At 64.4% G+C, this 20,270-nt stretch carries 16 protein-coding genes; 10 read left to right on the top strand and 6 right to left on the bottom strand.

Translation table 11 applies throughout. The features are described 5' to 3' along the window. Positions 1-3 precede the first annotated feature (3 nt). Positions 4-2,124, top strand: a complete 2,121-nt coding sequence (gene ligA, locus HXS65_RS08660) for an NAD-dependent DNA ligase LigA (RefSeq protein WP_255304476.1) — start codon at positions 4-6, stop codon at positions 2,122-2,124. A gap of 74 nt (positions 2,125-2,198) precedes the next feature. Then, positions 2,199-2,501, top strand: a complete 303-nt coding sequence (locus HXS65_RS08655; RefSeq protein WP_240499610.1) for a YheU family protein — start codon at positions 2,199-2,201, stop codon at positions 2,499-2,501. Positions 2,502-2,669: 168 nt separating this feature from the next. Here the strand turns inward: HXS65_RS08655 and HXS65_RS08650 are convergent, their stop codons facing one another. Then, the gene (locus tag HXS65_RS08650) at positions 2,670-3,980 is read right to left on the bottom strand and encodes a 2-hydroxycarboxylate transporter family protein (RefSeq protein WP_084209380.1); all 1,311 of its coding nucleotides are present in this window, start codon (positions 3,978-3,980) and stop codon (positions 2,670-2,672) included. Positions 3,981-4,249: 269 nt separating this feature from the next. Between HXS65_RS08650 and HXS65_RS08645 the strand changes: the two genes are divergently transcribed. Then, complete coding sequence (locus tag HXS65_RS08645; RefSeq protein WP_255304465.1) at positions 4,250-6,004, top strand: sensor histidine kinase; 1,755 nt, start codon at positions 4,250-4,252, stop codon at positions 6,002-6,004. A gap of 63 nt (positions 6,005-6,067) precedes the next feature. Beyond that, positions 6,068-6,805, top strand: a complete 738-nt coding sequence (locus HXS65_RS08640) for a response regulator (protein ID WP_084209824.1) — start codon at positions 6,068-6,070, stop codon at positions 6,803-6,805. Positions 6,806-6,897: 92 nt separating this feature from the next. Here HXS65_RS08640 and mnmC read toward each other — a convergent pair whose 3' ends face one another. The 3 genes from mnmC to HXS65_RS08625 all read right to left on the bottom strand — a co-directional run bounded on the left by mnmC (position 6,898) and on the right by HXS65_RS08625 (position 10,264). Beyond that, positions 6,898-9,240, bottom strand: coding sequence for an FAD-dependent 5-carboxymethylaminomethyl-2-thiouridine(34) oxidoreductase MnmC (gene mnmC, locus HXS65_RS08635; protein ID WP_308483177.1), 2,343 nt, complete (start codon positions 9,238-9,240; stop codon positions 6,898-6,900). Positions 9,241-9,383: 143 nt separating this feature from the next. After that, positions 9,384-9,683 (bottom strand): YciI family protein, encoded by a 300-nt coding sequence (locus HXS65_RS08630; RefSeq protein WP_077378958.1) that lies wholly within the window; start codon positions 9,681-9,683, stop codon positions 9,384-9,386. Next, positions 9,683-10,264: a septation protein A gene (locus HXS65_RS08625; protein WP_077378961.1), complete on the bottom strand. Its 582-nt coding sequence runs from the start codon at positions 10,262-10,264 to the stop codon at positions 9,683-9,685. The genes HXS65_RS08630 and HXS65_RS08625 overlap by 1 nt, the downstream gene beginning before the upstream one ends. Before the next feature lie 255 nt (positions 10,265-10,519). Here HXS65_RS08625 and HXS65_RS08620 point away from each other — a divergent pair, with 255 nt between their 5' ends. From HXS65_RS08620 to HXS65_RS08610, 3 genes are all read left to right on the top strand, one after another. Then, complete coding sequence (locus tag HXS65_RS08620) at positions 10,520-11,524, top strand: PHP domain-containing protein (protein ID WP_240499608.1); 1,005 nt, start codon at positions 10,520-10,522, stop codon at positions 11,522-11,524. A gap of 141 nt (positions 11,525-11,665) precedes the next feature. Then, complete coding sequence (locus HXS65_RS08615; protein ID WP_176493671.1) at positions 11,666-12,289, top strand: L-threonylcarbamoyladenylate synthase; 624 nt, start codon at positions 11,666-11,668, stop codon at positions 12,287-12,289. Positions 12,290-12,464: 175 nt separating this feature from the next. Further along, entirely contained in the window at positions 12,465-13,274 is an 810-nt protein-coding gene (locus HXS65_RS08610; protein WP_255304464.1) for a 5'-nucleotidase, lipoprotein e(P4) family, read from the top strand. Between the two features lie 121 nt (positions 13,275-13,395). Here the strand turns inward: HXS65_RS08610 and HXS65_RS08605 are convergent, their stop codons facing one another. Together HXS65_RS08605 and HXS65_RS08600 are read right to left on the bottom strand one after the other, a co-directional pair. Further along, a complete protein-coding gene (locus HXS65_RS08605) occupies positions 13,396-14,436 on the bottom strand; it encodes an ion transporter (protein WP_084209376.1) in 1,041 nt (346 codons plus the stop codon). Positions 14,437-14,614: 178 nt separating this feature from the next. Continuing rightward, complete coding sequence (locus tag HXS65_RS08600; RefSeq protein WP_176493670.1) at positions 14,615-15,622, bottom strand: CYTH domain-containing protein; 1,008 nt, start codon at positions 15,620-15,622, stop codon at positions 14,615-14,617. 481 nt (positions 15,623-16,103) lie between these two features. Here HXS65_RS08600 and HXS65_RS08595 point away from each other — a divergent pair, with 481 nt between their 5' ends. The 3 genes from HXS65_RS08595 to argA all read left to right on the top strand — a co-directional run bounded on the left by HXS65_RS08595 (position 16,104) and on the right by argA (position 19,721). Continuing rightward, positions 16,104-16,784 (top strand): TIGR00153 family protein, encoded by a 681-nt coding sequence (locus tag HXS65_RS08595; RefSeq protein WP_077378976.1) that lies wholly within the window; start codon positions 16,104-16,106, stop codon positions 16,782-16,784. A gap of 41 nt (positions 16,785-16,825) precedes the next feature. Next, positions 16,826-18,109: an inorganic phosphate transporter gene (locus tag HXS65_RS08590; protein WP_077378980.1), complete on the top strand. Its 1,284-nt coding sequence runs from the start codon at positions 16,826-16,828 to the stop codon at positions 18,107-18,109. 301 nt (positions 18,110-18,410) lie between these two features. Continuing rightward, positions 18,411-19,721: an amino-acid N-acetyltransferase gene (gene argA / locus HXS65_RS08585; RefSeq protein WP_136939061.1), complete on the top strand. Its 1,311-nt coding sequence runs from the start codon at positions 18,411-18,413 to the stop codon at positions 19,719-19,721. Positions 19,722-20,270 lie beyond the last annotated feature (549 nt).

Below are 20,270 nucleotides of genomic sequence, written 5' to 3'. Positions count from 1 at the left end.
GTGATGGAGGAGGTCGCGCAGCTGCATCGCGAGCTGCTCGAGGCCAGCCACCGCTATTACGTGCTGGATGACCCGACGCTGACCGATGCCGACTACGACACGCGCCTGCGCCGTCTCGAGGCACTGGAAGCCGACTACCCCCAGCTGATCACGTCGGAGTCCCCCACCCAGCGTGTCGGGGCCGCACCGGCCAGCGGTTTCGAGGAAGTGCAGCATGCGGTACCGATGCTGTCGCTCAACAATGCCTTCGATGACGATGAGCTGCGTGCCTTCGTGCAGCGTGCGGCGAAAACCCTGGAGTTGGGCGATGTGGAAGACGCAGGCGAGGCATTGAGCTTCTGCTGTGAACCCAAGCTCGATGGCCTGGCCGTGTCGCTCATCTACGAGAATGGCGTGCTGGTACAGGGCGTGACGCGCGGCGATGGACGTACCGGGGAAGGCATCACCACCAATCTGCGCACCATCCGCTCGATCCCGCTCAGGCTGCGGGGGGATGATCTGCCGGCGCTGCTTGAAGTGCGCGGCGAGGTCTACATGAGTCACGCCGGCTTCGAGGCGCTGAATGCGCGCGGCCGCGACGAGGATGGCAAGGTGTTCGCCAATCCGCGCAATGCCGCCGCCGGCAGTCTGCGTCAGCTGGATTCCAGCATCGCTGCCTCGCGCCCGCTGGAGTTCTGTGCCTATCAGGTCGCGCGCCTCGATGAGGCGCTGCTGGCCACGGAGGTCGGTCAGAATCATTCCAGCCTGATGGCGCTGCTCAATGACTATGGCTTTCGCACCAGCCCGCAGCTTGAGGTGGTGCGCGGCGCCCAAGGCATCATCGAGTACACCCGCCGTCTCGGTGAGCAGCGCGAAGGGCTTGATCACGACATCGATGGCGCGGTCATCAAGCTGGATGCGTTGCGTCTGCAGCGCGAGCTGGGCTTCGTGGCGCGCGCGCCGCGTTGGGCCATCGCCTTCAAGTATCCCGCGCAGGAGCAGGAAACCACTCTGGAAGGCGTCGATTTCCAGGTCGGACGGACTGGCGCGCTGACACCGGTCGCCCGGCTGGCACCGGTGCAGGTCGCCGGGGTGGTGGTCTCCAATGCCACGCTGCACAACATGGATGAGGTGGAACGTCTCGGCGTGCAGATCGGCGACAGCGTGATCATCCGGCGGGCCGGCGATGTCATCCCGCAGGTGGTGCGGGTCGCCAGCGAAGGTGCCAGCCGTGAAGCCATCGTGCTGCCGGACGGCTGCCCGGTGTGCGGCTCCGAGATCGAACGTCTCGAAGGCGAGGTGGTGGCACGCTGCGCGGGCGGACTGATCTGCGCCGCGCAGCGCAAGGAAGCTCTCAAGCACTTCTCCAGCCGCAAGGCGCTGGATGTCGATGGCCTCGGCGAGAAGCTGATCGAGCAGCTGATCGAGCGTGAGCTGGTCAAGACACCGGCGGATCTGTTCCATCTCGACGCTGCCACGCTCGCCGAGCTGCCGCGCATGGGCGAGAAGTCCGCCGCCAATCTGGTCGCCTCGCTGGACAAGAGCCGCCACACCACCCTGGCGCGCTTCATCTATGCCCTCGGTATCCGGGAAGTCGGCGAAGCCACCGCGGCGAATCTGGCCACGCACTTCGGCACGCTTGAAGCGCTGCGTGCAGCGGATCAAGCCGCGCTGGAAGCCGTGGAAGATGTCGGCCCCATCGTCGCGGCGCATATCCATACCTTCTTCCAGCAAGCGACCAACAACGAGACGCTGGAGGCGCTTCTCGCCTGCGGTCTGCGCTGGGAAGAGGTCGAGATCGGCGAGCGACCCCAGCCGCTGGCAGGCCAGACCTGGGTGCTGACGGGGAGTCTCGACAGCATGACGCGTGATGAAGGCAAGGCGCGCCTGCAGGCGCTGGGCGCCAAGGTGGCGGGCAGTGTCTCGAAGAAGACCGCTGGTGTCGTCGCCGGGGAGGCGGCGGGCAGCAAGCTCGAGAAAGCCATGCAGCTGGGGCTCACGGTGCTGGATGAAGCGGCCTTCGTGGCGCGTCTGGCCGAGTGGGAAGCCGGCACCGACTCAGTTTCAGGCTCAGATTCAGATTCAGGCTCAGATTCGGACGCGCAGAAAGCCGATGCGCAAGACCGCGCAGGAGAGGATGCATGAGTACGGACACGCTGAATGATGCACCGCAGGCGCCAATGGCTGCGTCACGTTCCACGGATGAACAGGAGCTACCCATGAGTCAGATGCCGCTTGATCAGATGGACCCGAAGGATCGCTTCATCGAGGTGCCGCAGACCATGCTGCCCGCCGACACGCGTCGTGCCCTGCTGGAGACCTTCGTCACCCGTCAGGGCTATGACACCACCGATGTCGGCGAAGGCATGGCTGGCTGGGTCGCGGAGCTGGAAGGCCAGTTGTCACGCGGCAAGCTGTTGATCGTCCATGACATCGGCACCGAATCCACCGAGGTGATGACGCTGGAGCAATGGCAGTCCTTCGGGCGTCAGCTGGCAGACGATGAGGAAGAGGGCGACTGAGCCCGGCCAGCGGTCATGATCCGTTGGCGAAGCCCTGACCTTGCTCCTGACCCTGGAAACGACGACGCCCCCGGCACAGGCCGGGGGCGTCGTCGTTCCTGCAGCGTCTGTCGAGGCACCTGGCGTCGGTGCTCCTATCGAAGCCGGATCATGCGCATCGAGGCCGGATCATGCGAACCACATCGGCACGACCAGACTCGAGATCAGCAGGATCAAGGCTCCGCCCAGGCGCGAGGAAATCTGCGCGAAGGGCATCAGCTGCATGCGATTGGCCGCCGAGAGGACCGCGACGTCACCCGTGCCGCCCATGTTGGCCATGCACAGGCCAGCGGTGATGGCGGACTCGATGGGGTAGAAGCCGACCAGCTTGCCCACCAGCCCTGCACCGAAGGCGGCACCGGCGACGACACCGAAGACGATCACCACGTAGGTGATGGTGATGGCGTCGATCACCTGGCCCAGGTCGGTGTAGGCCACGCCGATGCCGAACAGCAGCGCGAAGGTCCAGTTGCCCGCGACGAAACGGAACCATTGAGCGGCAGCCTGGTTGATGCTTTCCGGCACCAGGTTGGCGCACTTGAGTACGGCAACCGCGATGATCATCAGCGCGTAGGGGTGCAGCGGGATGACCTTGCCGAGAATCTGGCTGGCGACGAAGAAGCTCAGGGCGATGACCATGCCGATGCCCAGCTGGGAGAGATCAGGCGCGCTCTTCTCTTCACGGACATCGACACCCGGCATCATCTGGCCGCCGCCGGTCAGTGACGGGAAGCGCTTGCCAAGCCCGTTGAGCAGCCCGGCGATGATGATGGCGAAGACATTGCCCAGCGCCAGCGCCGGTACCAGGATCGAGATGTAATAGCTGGCCGGCTGTCCCAGCAGTTGCTCGTAGATCTGGCTCATCGGCACGGCGCCTGCCCCCATGCCACCGCCCATGATGGGCAGGGCGATGACCATGACGGCATCCTTGGGCGAGAAGCCCATGATCCAGCCGACCAGCATCGCGAAGAGTGCCGCGAACAGCACCGAGCACAGCAGCGGCAGCGCGAAGCGTGCCCCGACCTTGACCAGCACGCGGGAGTCCATGCCGAGAATGCTGCCGGTGATCAGTGCCGCGATGTAGAAATTCAGAAAGCCGCCGGCCTTCATGAACTCGCTGACGCTGGCCGTGACATCCTGTGGCAGCCAGCCGCTATAGACCAGCGCTGCGGCACCGAAGATGGCGAGAATCGCTCCGCCTCCCAGGTAGCTGTTGATGATCGGCAGGCGATCACCCAGAAAGCCCAGCAGCTCACCGAGGACCATCATGACCATCAGGGCGCCGATCATGCCGGCCGGCAGGGTATCGGTGGCGATGGCGGCGATCAGGACCAGAAACGACAGGGCGAAGATCGGCAGGGACATGCCGAAGATGCGTGTCTTCAGGTAAGGCGACTCGTCGGCAGGCGTGGCCGTGGCGGTCTGCGAGGAATGTGTCATGCAGGCTCCTTGTCCTGCACTCTGTCGTTGCAGGACCTGTTGTCATGTCCGGATGCGCTGGCGTGGCATCGCGGGATCGGTTGGGACAAGGTGGGACATCATGTCCGCGCAGTGGATGCGCGTCACAGGGAGCTTACGATGTGGCTTTCGAGGGCCAAGTTTTGCGAATTAAAGAAAGCCTTTTGAAACTTATGAAACCGCATGGCGCGGCTCGCTCACGTGCTGGGCGAATTGGCCATGCCACCAAGGGGGCACGTGGACTGTCTGGCGTGTTGCATTCTTCTCAACCCGGACTGAGTGCGCTGACCTCGCTGCTGGCTGCCGGCATGGTGATCGTCAGTCTGCTGGTCGCGGCCTGGCTCTTCAGTGCGCAGCTGGAGCGGACCCAGCATGAGATACAGGGACAGCGCATCGCCGCCCTCGCGCAACGCATCGCGCGGCTGCCTGAGGTGCGCGCCACCTTGAGCGAAGCCAACGCCTCGCAGGCAGCGCCTCCCGCCGCGAATAGCCGCCTGGCGGCACGCATCGAGCGGCTGCGCCGCGAGAATGCCGTCGACTTCATCGTGGTGATGCGTCCGGACGGCGTGCGACTCAGTCACCCGGAGCCCGCGCGGATCGGCCAGCCGTTTCAGGGGGGAGACGAGCAACGTGCGCTCGGAGGCGCAGCCTATCTCTCCGAGTCCCGCGGTACGCTCGGCGAAAGCCTGCGCAGCTTTGCCCCGGTGATGGCCTCTGCATCCGATGGCGAAGCGCGTTCCGTCATCGGCGCCGTTGCCATCGGCATCACGCTGGATTCGCTGGGACGGCGGCTGGCCGATGAGAAGCGTCAGCTGCTGATCGGGCTGGGCATCCTGATGCTGTTCGGCACGCTGGGGGCGCTGGGGTTGGCACGCTATCTGCGCAGACAGCTCAAGGGGCTGGAGCCGGCGGCCATCGCGCGTCTGGTGGAAGAGCATCAGGCGGTGCTGGCCAGCCTGGAAGAGGGCATCATCGTGGTCGACCCCGAGGGGCATGTCACCCTGGTGAATGCCGCGGCGCGCGAGCTGCTGGGGACGGCTCCCGAACCGGGAGAATGCCTTGAGGCGTGGTTGCCCGATACCGGCATGCACGAGTGTCTAGCCGCGCACTCGCCGGTGGCGGAGCAGGACGCGGCTCGCCTGCGTCAGGTCACCCATGACGGGCGGCGATTGTGGGTGCGTTGCCAGCGGGTGCATGATGGCGAGCATCTCATGGGCGGCGTGCTGGTATTGCGTGAGCACGACCGCATGCAGCGCCTTGCCGAGGAGCTGACCGGCGTCCGCCGACAGGCAGAGTCACTGCGTGCCGCGCGCCATGAATTTCGCAATCGGTTGCATGTGTTGTCAGGGCTGACGCAGATGCAGGACCTCGACGGCCTGCGAGATTACCTGGCATTGCTGGTGGAGCGGGAGCTGCCAGCGGATGCCGCGGCCGCCGAGCGCATCGCGGACCCTCTGCTGGCAGGATTGCTGATCGGCAAGCACAGTGAGGCTCGCGAGCGGGGTATCGCGCTCAATGTCGAGCTGGACGTCGAATGGCATCATGCACGGCCCGAGCACCGGGAGATGCCCGGCGCAGCGCTGTCTCAGTCCGAGTTGTCTCAGGCCGTGCTGCCGGTGCTGGAGCGCAGCTTGAGCCATGATCTGGTCAGCGTGATCGGCAATCTGCTCGACAATGCCTTCGAAGCGCTGGAAGAGATGGACGATGCCACACACGCCCCGGCCGTCACTCTGAGCCTGATGCTGGAATCCGTGGGTGAGGCGTCAGAGGCCCAGTTGTCGATCAGCGTGGCAGACAACGGCCCCGGCATGCCGGTGGAGCTCATGGAGACGGCGCGCGCGGCGGGGGTAAGCAGTCGTGGTGAAGGTCGCGGGCTGGGGCTGTCGCTGGTACAGGAGATCGTGACCGCGCGCGCGGGAGACTGGCACTTCTACTCGCCCCCGGGCGGCGGCACCCTGGTCGAGCTGACCTTGCCCTGCCAGCGGTCGCCCACTGCGGCGCCCTGAGAGCATTTCACGTCGTTGGACGGCTGCCGTCCAAGACCCCGCATGATCAAGGAGCCTGAGCGCATGCGTGTGCTGATAGTCGAAGACGACCCCATGGTCATGCGTCTCAATGTCGAATACCTCAATCGTATCGATGGCATGCGCCTGGTCGCCCAGTGCGAGGATGTCGCCGCGGCGCTGGAGGTGCTGGCGCAGGAGGCGGTGGACCTGGTGCTGCTGGATGTCTATCTGCGCAGCCGCAGCGGTCTGGAGGTATTGCGCTGGTTGAGACGCCATGCCGCCCCTGACATCCAGGTGATCCTGATCACCGCCGCCAGTGAGGCGGATACGGTGCGCAGCGCGCATGCGCTCGGGGTATGCGATTACCTGGTCAAACCCTTCAGCTTCGCCCGCTTCCAGCAGGCGCTGGCACTGGCACGGCGTGGTCGCCAGCAGCTGGAGAGTCTCGAGGGGGAGGTCAGTCAGCAGCAGCTGGACCAGCTGTTCGGCTCGCACATGGCGGTCAGTGGTGCGGCGGGGACGGTGTCTGATGGCCGCCTGCCCAAGGGCGTGACGGCAGCGTCCCTGGCGCTGGTCGCCGGTGCCATCCAGGCGCTGCCACGCGCTGAAGACAGTTTCACCAGCGAGGCGTTACTGAGCGCCACGGGCATGTCGCGCGTGACCATCCGCAAGTACCTGCGCCATCTGGCGGCCTGCGGCATGCTCAGCGAGGCCTTCCACTACGGCCAGATAGGCCGCCCCTCCTTCACCTATCAGGTCATCGATCGTCAGGCGCTTGCCAGGCAGTGCCGGCTTCCCTGAAGGACGTCATCGGAGGGCGAGCCCTCTGCCTCTGCCAGTGCCCACCCATGTCTGCCAGTGCCCACCCATGTCTGCCAATGTCCGCCAATGCCTCAGCGCCGCTGCACGATATCGCGAATCAGGCGGCGTCCCGGGTGCAGGTGCTCGGCCAGTTCGCGCTCCAGCGGCAGCGGCTCGCCGCACAGCTGTGAGGCGATCAGCTCCGCACACAGCGGTGCGGTGGTGAAGCCGCGTGAGCCATGCGCGGTGGAGAGCCATAATCCCGGCAGATGGGCGCCGCTCAGTGATGGCACGCGCTTTTTCGCATCGAAGGCCATGGCGGCGTAATCCTCATGCCATTGCGCGGCGTCCGGTGCCGGACCGGCCAGCGGACTCTTGTCGGGGCTGGCGGCGCGCCAGGCGACACGCCCCTGCCAGGCATCGTCTTCCAGCCTGACGCCACGCGCCTGCTCCCAGGCAGCGACGAAGGCGGGCAGCGCACTGCGCAGCTCGGCGACATTGGCGATGTGATCCGCCTCACGGACCGCCTCATCCTCATCGCGCGGGGCGAAGGTCGCGCCGAAGCTGAGCGTCACGCTGCCGTCGGCGTGACGCTGACAGGGCGAGACATAGCCGCCGGCACACACCACGCTGTCGAGCATGGGCAGCCCTGCTGCCTGTTCGGGCGGCACCGTGATCTCGCTGACCTGACCACGAATCGGCTGCAGCGGCAGATGCGCGAGCGGCTCGGGCAGGTGAGTCTGCTCCCCCAGCGCGACGATCAGCTGATCCACTTCCAGATAGCTGCCGTCGCTGGCTTGCAGCTGCCAGCGTGGCGCGCCGTTGCCTGTCTTTCCGCCTTCCTCTCTGCCTTCCTCGGCCCCCAGCGACTGAATGGCCACGATGCGCGCCTGCCGAAAGCTGACGCCCGGTGTGGCGGCGAGGTGCTGACACAGCGCCTTCGGGCGCACCCAGCCCGCGACGGGATAGAAGAGGCCATCGAAGGTGATCTCGTTGCCGGCGATCTGGCTGGCCTGGCCGGCAGTGACCGGCCTGAGCAGCGCCTCGGGCAGTGGGTGATTGTCCGCGAAGCGCTGTTGGCGCTTGCGCTCACGCTCGCTGGTGGCCAGCTGCAGCACGCCGCTGGCGGACCACAGGGTCTGCTCGGGGTCGAGGCTTGCCAGCCAGCGCCGGCTGTATTGCAACGCGGCCAGCTGGAAGCGGCTGGCAGGGTTGGTCTCGGCGGCCAGCTTCACGTAGAGCGCCCCCTGGGTATTGCCGGAGGCCCGCGCACCGGGGGCTTCGGCGTCGATCAGCGTGACCTTCACGCCACGCCGCGCCAGCGCCTCGGCGCAGCTGGTGCCGGCGATGCCAGCGCCAAGTACCGCGACGTGTGTCTCGCGGGAGATGGGCGCCGGCTGGGGCGGCTGCGTCCAGGGCTGTTCCCGGCGCAGCGGATGAAGCACCCCGCGCTGTGCGGGCGATGTCAGCGGGGGACGGGGCCGGTCATGCTGTTCCTGCCTTTCGGCAAGCCCCATCAGCTCGGCGCGCGCCGCCGAGGTGGCAGCGTCCAGCTCGCCGCAGATCATCTCGCGCTTCATGCCATGGCCGGGCACCTTGCGCCAGGCGAAGCCTGCCGCCCGCAGGCCGCGCCGCACGAAGCCCGCGGCGGTGAAGGTGGCGAAGGTCGCCTCGGGATGCGAGATGCCGGCCATGGCCGCGAACAGCGCCGGTGACCACATTTCCGGATTCTTCGACGGCGAGAAGCCATCGAGGAACCAGGCATCCACGCCTCCTTCGAGGCGTGACAGGCGCTCGACGGCATCGCCGAAGTGCAGATCCAGCGTGATGCGCTCATCCAGCCACAGACGATGCACGCCGAGTACCGCAGCCGGCCATTGTGCCACCAGCGGTTTCGCCAATGAGGCGAGATCCGGCCAGGCGGACAGCGCGCGTTCGAGATCCGCGGCACGCATCGGATGCTTTTCCACCGAGACGACATGCAGGCGTGCCTCGGCGGGTGCCGTGGCCAGAAAGCGCTGGGCGGCGCACAGGATATTGAGGCCGGTGCCGAAGCCGGTCTCGCCGATCACGAAGGGGCGCGCTTCCCGCCAGTCACGGAAGCGCTCGCTCAGACGATTGCTGTCGAGGAAGACGTGCACGGTCTCGGCGCGGCCATCGTGGATCGAGAAGTACACATCCCCGTAATCCATGGCCTGTGGGGCCGCGTCATCCCATTCAAGGCGTGCCTCTTCCAGCGCGGCCAGCGGTGCCAGCGGGACCTCCGGCACCACGCCGGGGGCCGTGACAGGGTCGATCGCGCTCGGTGGCGTCGTCGCAGGCTTGCGTGTCATGGCGTTCGGCCTGCCCTTCGGCGCCGCGTCGGACACTGACGATGCGGACGGCTCAGGCGTGGCGGAAGCGGGCTGGCGGGGGGAGGAGGGACGATCGTTCACGGGCATTCCTGGCAGGAGGTCGAGCGGGAGAGCAGGGCATCAGGGCAGTGGCCGGGCAACGTCTCCAACGCAGACGACGGACAGCCAGGCTGTCCGTCGTCAGGGGGCGAAGCCGCCGGTCACCGGCCGAGCGGCAGTCAGGACTAGGGCAGTGTCTGCTTGAACGGCTTCACTTCGGCGCTTGCATAGACACCGGCGATGACGAAGGGATCGGCATCGGCCCACTTCTGGGCCTCTTCGAGAGAATCGAACTCGGCGATGATGACGCTGCCGCTGAAGCCGGCGTCTCCCGGTGCTTCGCTGTCGATGGCCGGGTTGGGGCCGGCGATGACCAGACGGCCTGCGGCATTCAGGGCCTCAAGACGTGCCAGATGTGGTGGTCGCGCTGCCATGCGCGCTTCGAGACTACCTTCGACATCCTGACAGACAATGGAATACAGCATCACGAATCATCCTTATGTGAAGAGGTGGAAGAGGAAGACTCTTCCTGAGGGGCCTGCACCATGTGACGGGACAGATAGACGCCCTGAACGATGACGAACAGCAGTGTCAGGCCAAGCATGCCGAACAGCTTGAAATCGACCCAGATGTCTTCCGAATAGTGGCTGAAGACATAGATGTTGAGGCCGCCCATGGCGAGGAAGAATACCACCCACGCCAGGTTGAGGCGGTGCCAGATGGCACGCGGCAGCTGGATCGCCTTCTCCATCATGCGCTCCACCAGCGGCTTGCCGCCGAACAGCGGCGAGAGCAGGAAGGCGACGGCAAACAGCCAGTTGACCACGGTCGGCTTCCACTGGATGAAGGCGCTGTTGCCGAACAGCACGGTCGCGCCACCCAGCACGACGACCAGCGCCAGCGTGACCAGCTGCATCTTCTCGACACGCTTGTGACGCCAGTAGATATAGAGCACCTGGGCGAGGGTGGCAGGGATCAGTACGGCCGTGGCCATGATCATGTCGCCAGTCGTCTTGTAGACGGCGAAGAAGATCACGATCGGCAGAAAGTCGAGCAACATCTTCATGAGAAACACACACTCCTGGACACGACGGCGGTGCCGTCGGGAAGGCAAGGGCTTGTGCGAGTGGTATCCTTTGGCAACCAGCGGCGCACCCTTGCCTGCATGCGTTCATTCTGCCGCCATTGCTGCCTGCTGACAAAGCCCATGTGGCTTCCAGACATATACGGCAGTCAACACTGCCCCTGACGTCCCTGCCGAGGGCTTGCCAGCATGATCGGCAACTCGAGGCTCTGGACGTTCATCCCGAGAGGTTTTCCCGTGTCCGACGTCCTGTCCGACCATCCGCCGACATCCGAGTCGCCCGCTCACCAGCCATCATCGCCACCGCCTGCCCGTCCGGTCCCCCGCGCGCTGCCCCAGCGTTTCGAGACGGACATCGAGGTGCCGGACATCGACCTGCACATGCACTCGACCGCCTCCGATGGCGGCATGGCGCCGGCAGAGCTGGTCGCGCTGGTCGCGCGGCGCGGCGTCTCGCGCATGTCACTGACCGATCACGACAGCATGGAAGGCATCTTCGAGGCTCAGCAGGCGGCGATTGCCCATGGCGTCACCCTGCTGCCGGGCTGCGAGCTGTCCGTGCGCTGGCGCAATCAGACCATCCACCTGGTGGCGCTGATGCCCGAGGGCGCCGGAGACGCGTTGAGCGCCGGCCTCAGGCAGCAACATGATGCACGTGAGCGGCGCAGTCACGAGATCGCCGCGCGCATGGAGAAGCTGGGACTGAGTGATGCCATGCAGCGTGCCCGTGAGCAGGCCACGCTCAGCGGGTCGGGAGACCGCCCCCTGTCGCGGCCCGACTTCGCGCGCGCGCTGGTGGAGGCGGGGCTGGCCCGTGATCTTCAGGATGCCTTCAAGCGTCACCTGGGCTCCGGCCAGAAGGGCGACGTCAAGGCACACTGGCCCGAGATGGAAGAGGCGGTGGGATGGATACGTGCCGATGGCGGTGTCGCGGTGATGGCGCACCCGATGCGCTACAAGCTCACCCGCACCAAGCGCGGTGAGCTGCTGCGGGACTTCATCTCTGCCGGCGGTGAGGCCGCCGAGCTGGTCAGCGGCTTCCAGAACATCGACCGTGCGCGTGACCTGGCGCGTCAGCTGGATGAACTGGGCCTCTATGCTTCCGTCGGCAGTGATTTCCACTTCCCCGGGGGGCCGCTGGCACCCGGCAGCATGAGTCCGCCACCGCGCACCAGAGTGCCGCCCGTCTGGTGTCATCCGCGCCTTGCACCCTTTTTTGCGGCCGCCACCGCCACCATGTGATAGAGATGGCAGAGCCGGCCTGACTGGCGTGTCGCGTCGTGTCAGGCCGGTCTTGTCGAGAGTTCGCCGAGAATTTGCCGAGAGTTCGCCGAGATCAGTGCGCCAGTGTCCGGCGCACTGTGCTGACGCAAGGAGCGCCGCATGGGACAGTTTTTCCAGATACACCCTGAAAACCCGCAGAAACGTCTTATTGATCAAGCGGTTGCCATCATTCGGCAGGGGGGCGTGATCGCCTACCCGACCGATTCCGGCTATGCACTGGGTTGCCACCTGGGCGAGAAGAAAGCCATCGAGCGCATCAAGCGTCTGCGTGAACTCGATGACAAGCACAACTTCACCCTGATGTGCTCGGATCTGTCGGAAATCGGTACCTACGCCAAGGTGGACAATGCCGTCTTCCGACTGCTCAAGAGCCACACGCCCGGAGCCTTCACCTTCATCCTCCACGCGACCACCGAAGTGCCACGCCTGCTGTTGCATCCCAAGCGTCGCTCCATCGGCGTGCGCGTGCCGGACCATGCCATCACGCATGCCCTGCTGGAGGCACATCACGAGCCGCTGATGAGTGTGACGCTGATTCCGCCGGGCGAGGAGCTGCCGATGACGGACCCGGAAGAGATCCGCCAGCGCTTCGGGCATGCGCTGGATCTGATCATCGATGGTGGGGCCTGCCGCCTGGAGGCCACCAGCGTGGTGGACCTGCGCGACCTGCCGCCCGTCATCGTGCGTGAAGGGCGAGGCGACATCTCGAACTTCATCGAGTGAGGCACGCCGCATGACGCGCGTGGCGAGATGCTCATGACGCGTTGCTCATGACGACGAGAAGCGGATGGTGACATGGCAGGCGAGGTCGTTGAACAGGAATTCAATAACGCTGAGTGTTAATATTCGACTGTCTTGATAATTCAACGACATACCTATCATGCACAGAGGATCATCGATGCCGATCACGTCTTCATCTCAAGCGCGTGTCTCATTGCTGGCGAGAGCCACCAGGGTCGCGACACTGGCAGGAATCATGGGCCTGGGAGTCGCTCCCGTCAGTCAGGCGGCCGAGACACCCGAGGCAGCGCAGTGTCCGCCGGCAGCATATGCCATGGCACTTCGCTATCAGCAGCAATCGGCGGAAGTCACGGCCCTGCAGCGTCAGAGCTATGCGCTGGCGACACGTCAGCTGGAGACACTGCTGGCATCTCGTGATGACGAGAAACCTGCCGCGATCATGACCGACCTTGATGAAACCGTGATCGACAACTCCGCGCTGCTGGTGCGTGATCTGAAGGCCTGTCATGACTTCACGGGCTGGGACACCTGGAAGGCGTGGGAGCGAGAGGGCAAGCCGACCCTGATTCCGGGGGCCAGGGAGTTCCTCGAACTTGCCGCATCGCGTGGCGTGGCGATCTACTACGTGTCGGATCGCTACGAGGAGAACAAGGACGCCACGGTCGCCACGCTGAAAGCCCTGGGTCTGCCCGGTGTCGATGACGCCCATGTGCGCCTGCTGGGGCCGAGCAAGTCAGTGCGTCGCCAGGCGATCGCGAAGGATCACGACATCGTGATGCAGCTGGGCGACAGCCTGCATGATTTCGCGGATGACTTCTCCGACAAGACGCCCGAGCAGCAGAAGGCGCTGGTCGCGGAGCAGGCGCAGCATTTCGGCAAGGATTGGATCATGTTGCCGAATGCCTCCTACGGCAGCTGGAGTGAGGCCACGCTGACCGCCTGGGACAAGCCCTTCTCTGACCGCTAGCCCTTGCCGGCTTCCGGCTGAATGACAACGCCCCCGGACCTTGCGGTCTCGGGGGCGTTGTCATTTCCGAGGCGTTGTCATTTCCGAGGCGTTGTCGTGTGCCGAGTGACACTCGGCCTCGTCAGCTGCGGTCGCGGTCGGGGGAGTCGTCGCCTGGGGAGGCGGTTTCCTCCTTCGCTGGCGGCTCGGCGTCGGGCTCAGGTCCGGGTTCTGGGTCTGTCTCAGGCTCTGGTTCAGGCTCTGGCTCGCGTGGGTCTCGCGTGTCTTCATCCAGCCAGGTGCCGCAGAACTTGCAGTACTTGGCATTGCGATCATGGCCCTCACGGCCACAGCCGGGGCAGGCTTCATCGCTGGTCTGCTGCATGCGCAGGCCGTTGAGCACCTCGGCCGAGAACACGCCGGTGGGCACGGCGAGAATCGAATAGCCCAGTATCATCATCATCGCCGAGATGAACTGGCCCAAGGGCGTGATGGGGGCGATATCGCCGTAGCCCACCGTGGTCAGCGTCACCACCGCCCAGTAGAGCGCCTTGGGGATGGAGGTGAAGCCGGCTTCCGGGGGTTCGATCAGATAGATCAGGGCACCGAATACCGTGATGATGCTGAGTACGGTGATGAAGAACAGCAGGATCTTGCGACGACTGCGCGCGAGAGCCTCGACCAGCATGCGACCTTCGCCGACGAAGGCCATCAGGCGCAGCACGCGGAAGAGCCGCAGCACACGCAGCACTCGCACCACCAGCAGTGCCTGCGCCCCCGGAATCAGCAGCGAGAGCCAGGTCGGGGCGATCGACAGCAGGTCGAGCACGCCGTAGAAGCCCTTCGCCCAGGTGCCGGGGTGTTTGAGGCAATAGAGGCGTACTGCGTATTCCAGCGTGAACAGCAGGGTGAAGGTCCATTCCAGGATACGGAACAGCTCCCCATGGCGGGCATTCAGCGACGGCACGCTATCGAGCATCACCACGGCGACGCTGGCGAGAATCATCGCGACCAGCGCGATATCGAAGGCCTTGGCCGCCTTGGTGTCGGACTCGAAGATCCAGTGGAATAGCCGGGCGCGCAGCCTGCCGCTGGCCGGCTCGAAATCGCTGGAGCGAGGGGGGGCGGTGGCGGATTGTGACGTACTGCCGTATTCGTTGGCCGGCCCTTGGCGTTCAGGCATGCGGGCTTCCTTGACTGGCGTCGCAGCGCCGGGGCGGGCTGCGACGCGATGGTGGGGGCAGGGCAGGTGAGGGCGCGATGGCCTGGCGCTCAGCGAGCGATTTCACCGGGGTCTCTCAATGAGCTTTCTCAACGAGCTTTCTCGATGAGCTGTCTCACTGAGCTTTTAATGAGCTGTCTCACTGGCCTCGGCTGCGCAATGCCGCCAGCAGCGACAGGCTGTGCTGACCGAAGGCCGCTGTCATCCAGCTGTCTGGCGTGCCCTGCTCACGGGATTCGCTCAGCGCCTCCGTCAGCGCCACCGCATGGACATGACCGGGATGCTGACTGGCGGCCAGGCGCGAGGCCAGGGCCGAGAAGGCGGCCAGGGCGTGATCGTGCCAGCGCATGTCATCTTGCTGCTGGCGGTCGGCATGTGCATCCAGGGCATCGATGGCCGCGGCGAGCAGGGCATTCGTGTCGGTGGTATCCAGCGTCTTCTCGTGCCATTCGCCATCTCTGAGTGCGGCACCGCGGCGTGCCTTGCTGGCATCTGCCGGGCGCAGGGCCAGTCGGCTGGACAGGGATTCCGCCAGCGTCCACAGCACCCCTTCGCGCTGCTCGGCGCTCAGGTCGTCACCGCCAGTGAGTTCCAGTTCGATCTCGCGGATGTGCGTTTCCCGACCTGCTGCCTTCACGTGGCCGAGATCCAGCGCCATCTCGACGCCGACACCCGCTGTCTGGCCATCCTGCGTCACCGTCAGCTCCAGCTGCCAGGCATGACGTTCGAAATCCGTGCTGAAGGTAGGGGCGAGGGCGCCGAGCAGGTGCTCACGCGGACCTTCCTCAAGCGCCTGCAGAGGGGGAAGGCCGCGCAGGCCATCGAGATCGAGGTCTGTCTGGCCATCGGGCAGCGCCCATTCCCACTCGCCGCGCGAATGCAGGCCGCCATGGCTTTCGCCACTGGTCTTGAGGGTCTGGCGCAAGGGGCGCGTAGTGTCGGCATCCTCTCCACTGCGGCGCAGGCGCAATGCCATCTTGGCGCGTTCCAGTGCATGCTCAGGCGTGTCGAAATAGGTATTGGCCAGCCAGCGACGACGGGGCGTGGTGCCAGCCAGTTCCGCGATATCCGCAAGACGTTCCAGAATCGCCGTGCGTCCGAGGCCGCTGTGGGTCAGCGCCAGCTTGAGTTCGATTTCCTGCGCCATGACGACGGCACTCCCTGTACGAGAAGATGAAGAATGAAGATGGCCGGGCATGGATGACGACAGCGATACGAGGACGCTGGCGGCCTGTCCGAGATCCCGGGACAGGCAGCCCCCGGCGGCTTCATGCTCGCGCCTGTCCCTTGCCAAGGCAAGCGCGGAGCGTGTCGCCAGCCTTCCCACGGCAGGTGATCCGTCAGCAGAATCACAGTGATATGACAGTATCGTGACATTTGTGTGACATGAATTGCCTGCCGCCAACTCCTTGGTTATATTATGAACAATGTAATCAGTCAGCGACCCCGCGTCCTGTCGCTACATGACAATCTCTCCTCTGGAATCCTTCGAGTTCCCCCCCGACTGCCGCTGATGTTGCGTGAAGTACAACAGCATGGCGGTATCGTGTCGTTACGATGAAAGTTATGTGATCGTCACAAAGGCTTTGCTACACTCCGCGCGTCAATCCTTAACGCCGACGGCCACTATGGTAACGACCAACCCTTTCTCTTCGATGTTCGGGCGCTCGCCTTTCAAGGCGCTGCACACCCACATCATCAAGACAGACGACTGTGCCCAGCACTTGCTGACCTTCTTCGACGCCTGCGAACAGGGTGATTGGGATCAGGCGGCCAGCATTCGTCAGACCATCAGCAAGCTGGAGCGTGAAGCGGACGAACTGAAGACGCAGCTGCGTCTCAATCTGCCCAATTCGCTGTTCCTGCCGGTATCCCGTTCCGACCTTCTCGAGCTGATCCATGTCCAGGATTCCATCGCGAACGTCACCAAGGATATCGCCGGCATCATGCTGGGTCGCCACATGCAGATACCCACCGCGCTGGTGCCCGCCATGCGTGAGTATCTGAAGACTGCGGTCGAATCGGTCTGCCAGGCGCGCCGTGCGCTGGGCGAGCTGGAAGATCTTGTCGAGTCCGGCTTCGGGCGCAACATGAGCGAGCTGGTCGACAAGCTGATCAATGAGCTGCATGAGCTCGAGAAGCAGTCCGACGAACAGCAGATCGCGATCCGCCAGACCCTGTTCTCGCTGGAAGCCGCTCTGCCACCGGTCGACGTGATCTTCCTCTACAAGATTATCGACTGGGTCGGCGATGTCGCCGATCAAGCTGAAAAGGTCGGTACCCGACTGCAGATCCTGATGGCGCGCTAAGCGCTGTCAGGACGTCCTGCCATCTGCTCAAGAGTTCCCTAATGTCCATCATTGCTCAATACGGCGATGTGCTCGTCATCCTTGCCTGCGTATTCGGTTTCTTCATGGCGTGGGGTGTAGGCGCGAACGATGTCGCCAATGCCATGGGTACCTCGGTTGGTTCCAAGGCCATTACCATCAAGCAGGCGATCGTCATCGCCGTGATCTTCGAATTCCTCGGTGCCTGGCTGGCTGGTGGTGAAGTCACCGATACCATCCGCAAGGGCATCATCGACCCGTCACTGCTGATCCAGAATCCGCAGTTCCTGGTCTACGGCATGCTGGCATCACTGCTGGCCGCCGGTATCTGGCTGCTGATCGCGTCCATGAAGGGCTGGCCGGTCTCCACGACCCACTCCATCGTCGGTGCCATCGTCGGCTTCGCGGCGGCGGGTCTCGGCGTGGATGCGGTCGAGTGGCCCAAGGTCGGTCAGATCGCGGCCTCCTGGCTGGTCTCGCCGCTGCTGGCGGGCTCCATCGCCTTCGTGCTGTTCAAGTCCGTGCAGACGCTGATCTTCGACAATGAAGACCCGTTCGCGGCCGCCAAGCGCTATGTCCCGATGTACATGTTCCTGGTCGGCTTCATCATCTCGATGGTGACCATGGTCAAGGGCCTCAAGCATGTCGGGCTGCACCTGAGCTTCGAGTCCAGCCTGCTGCTGGCCGTCGTCATCGGTGCCATCGTGATGGGGATCGGCGTGCTGATGGAGCGCAAGGTCGCGCGTTCTCGCCTCAAGGAGAAGAATCGCGCCACCGGGGATGATTTCGACTTCAGCGGCGTCGAGAAGGTCTTCGGCCTGCTGATGATGTTTACCGCCTGTGCCATGGCCTTCGCCCACGGCTCCAACGACGTGGCCAACGCGGTCGGTCCGCTGGCAGCCATCATCAGTGTCGTCGATTCCGCCGGTCAGATCGGCGCCAAGGCCAGCATGCCCTGGTGGGTACTGGTGCTGGGTGGCGGCGGTATCGTCGTCGGCCTGGTCACCTATGGTCGCCGCGTCATCGCCACCGTCGGTACCGGCATCACCGAGCTGACCCCGTCTCGTGGCTTCGCGGCCACCCTGGCGGCGGCCTCCACCGTGGTGCTGGCCTCCGGCACCGGCCTGCCGATCTCCACCACCCACACCCTCGTCGGTGCGGTGCTGGGGGTAGGTCTGGCACGCGGCATGGCAGCGCTCAACCTGCGCGTGATCGGTACCATCGTGATGTCCTGGCTGATCACTCTGCCGGCCGGCGCGATCCTGTCGATCCTGTTCTTCTTCATGTTCAAGGGCATGTTCGGCTAAGCCGACATCTGCCTCAGCGCCCGGGCTTGCGACGGGGTGTGCGACAGGGCGCTGCATGAGAGAAACACGCAAGATGCATCGGCAAGACGCATCGGCAAGATGCATTGGCAAGACGCACTTGAAAAACGTTTTTGAAAAAACGTTTTTGAAAAACAAGAGAGGCGACCTTCGGGTCGCCTTTCTCGTTTAGGCCGCATGGATGTCAGGGGCGTCGCTCGCCGTGCAGGCTGCGGCGCTGATATGATGATTCATGGGCATGCCTGACATGCCATTTTCCCTCCCTCCTGCACGGAGCTGGCTCTTGAACACGCGTTTTCCCTTCGCGGACTGGTTTCGCAACTCCTCTCCCTACATCAACGCTCACCGTGGGCGCACCTTCGTCATTCTGATCGAAGGCGAAGCGCTGTCTTCCTCACGACGAACGCAGTTGATTCAGGATCTGGCGTTGCTGCACACCCTCGGCGTGCGACTGGTGGTGGTGTTCGGCGTGCGTCCGCAGGTCAGGGAAGCGCTGGAGGGAGTGGGAATCGAGGCCGAGCGTCATCAGGGGCGTTGGGTCGTCACCCGTGACATCCTCGCGCATCTGGAGCAGCAGGTCGCCACGCTGCGCCTGCGCCTGGAGGCCAGCCTGTCGCTGGGGCTGCCCAATACCCCGCTGCATGGTGTCGAGCTCTCCGCCGTGTCGGGCAATCTGGTGATGGCCAAGCCGCTGGGCGTGCGAGAGGGCGTCGACTTCCTGCACGGTGGCGAGGTGCGTCGGGTGCGCAGCGAGGCCATCCAGGGGCTGCTTTCCCAGCAGGCCATCGTGGTGCTGCCGCCGCTGGGCTTCTCCAGCACCGGCGAAGTCTTCGACCTCGATGCGGCCGAGGTGGCCGAGCACGCGGCCGTGGCGCTGGCCGCCGACAAGCTGATCCTGCTGGGAGAAGGGGAGGGGCTGTTCGATGAGCATGGCGTACTGTTGCGTCAGCTCAATCCTGAGCAGGCCGCCGCCCTGGCACCGCCACGTGAGGATGACAGCGAACTGTCTCGTCATCTGGCCGCGGCCTGTGGTGCGGCGCGGCGCGGCGTCGGTCGCACTCACCTGCTCAGCTGGCGGGATCGCGATGCGCTGCTGGGCGAGCTGTTCACCCGCGACGGGATCGGCACCATGATCACCCGCCAGGGCTATGAACAGCTGCGCAAGGCACGCCTGGAGGATGTCGGAGGATTGCTGGCATTGCTGGGGCCGCTGGAGCAGCGCGGAATCCTCGTCGCTCGCTCGCGTGAACGCCTCGAGCACGAGATCGACGACTATGTCGTGCTCGAGCGTGACGGCATGATCATTGGCTGTGCAGCCCTGCATGTCAGTCGTGACGCTGCCATGGGTGAGCTGGCCTGCGTGGCCGTGCATGATGACTACCGGCGTGGCCAGCGGGGTGAGCAGCTGCTGGCCGAGATCGAGGTGCGTGCACGGCGTGGTGGCCTCACGCATCTGTTCGCGCTGACCACGCATACCCTGCACTGGTTCATCGAGCACGGCTTCGTGTCGGCCGGCCTGGATGACCTCCCGCCGATGCGCCGAGAGATCTACAACTCCGCGCGCAATTCCAAGGTGCTGATCAAGGCGCTCTAGTCACGACCCAAGCACGTGGCGCTCAAGGCGCTTGCCGTCGCCCTCAAGACTCTCGACCCCCGTCAGCTGCCTGAACGCTTCAGGTGACTGACGGGGGTCTTGCGCATGATACGCAGGAAATTTCGGCAAGATGCCGCGCTTCTGGATCGATGTCGCACTTCTGGATCAGTGAGTGGCGCGATGTCTTGCAAAGGAGACGTTTCAATTGATTGATATGGAAGGAGAAAATCGGATACCAACGATAACTGTTGGCATTTTGCGACGAAAAGGACGTGTATTTCATCGTTTCACGCCTCGTGCGTGGGAATCCACGCCGATGCCGGTTTTTGTATCTTTGCAAGTCATTGTTTTTGAATGTGTTTTTCGGTTATTGGCACGGCATTGGCAATAGTCATGTTGAGCACGAGGGAGTGCCCATGAAAATGGACATTCTCTCCGGCCTTCCAGCGATGACGGTACTCACTACCCTGTGCGCTCCGTGATCGCTGACAGGCCAAGCGTCTGCTCCACGCGATGTGTGACTTCAGGTTGCGATGAGACAGGTACGGC

Origin of the sequence: Cobetia sp. 5-25-4-2 (genome assembly GCF_013374075.1) — a bacterium.
GTDB classification, from domain to species: Bacteria; Pseudomonadota; Gammaproteobacteria; order Pseudomonadales; family Halomonadaceae; genus Cobetia; species Cobetia marina.
Note: the sequence above shows the minus strand (reverse complement) of the source record. Positions and strands in the feature narration are given on the sequence as shown.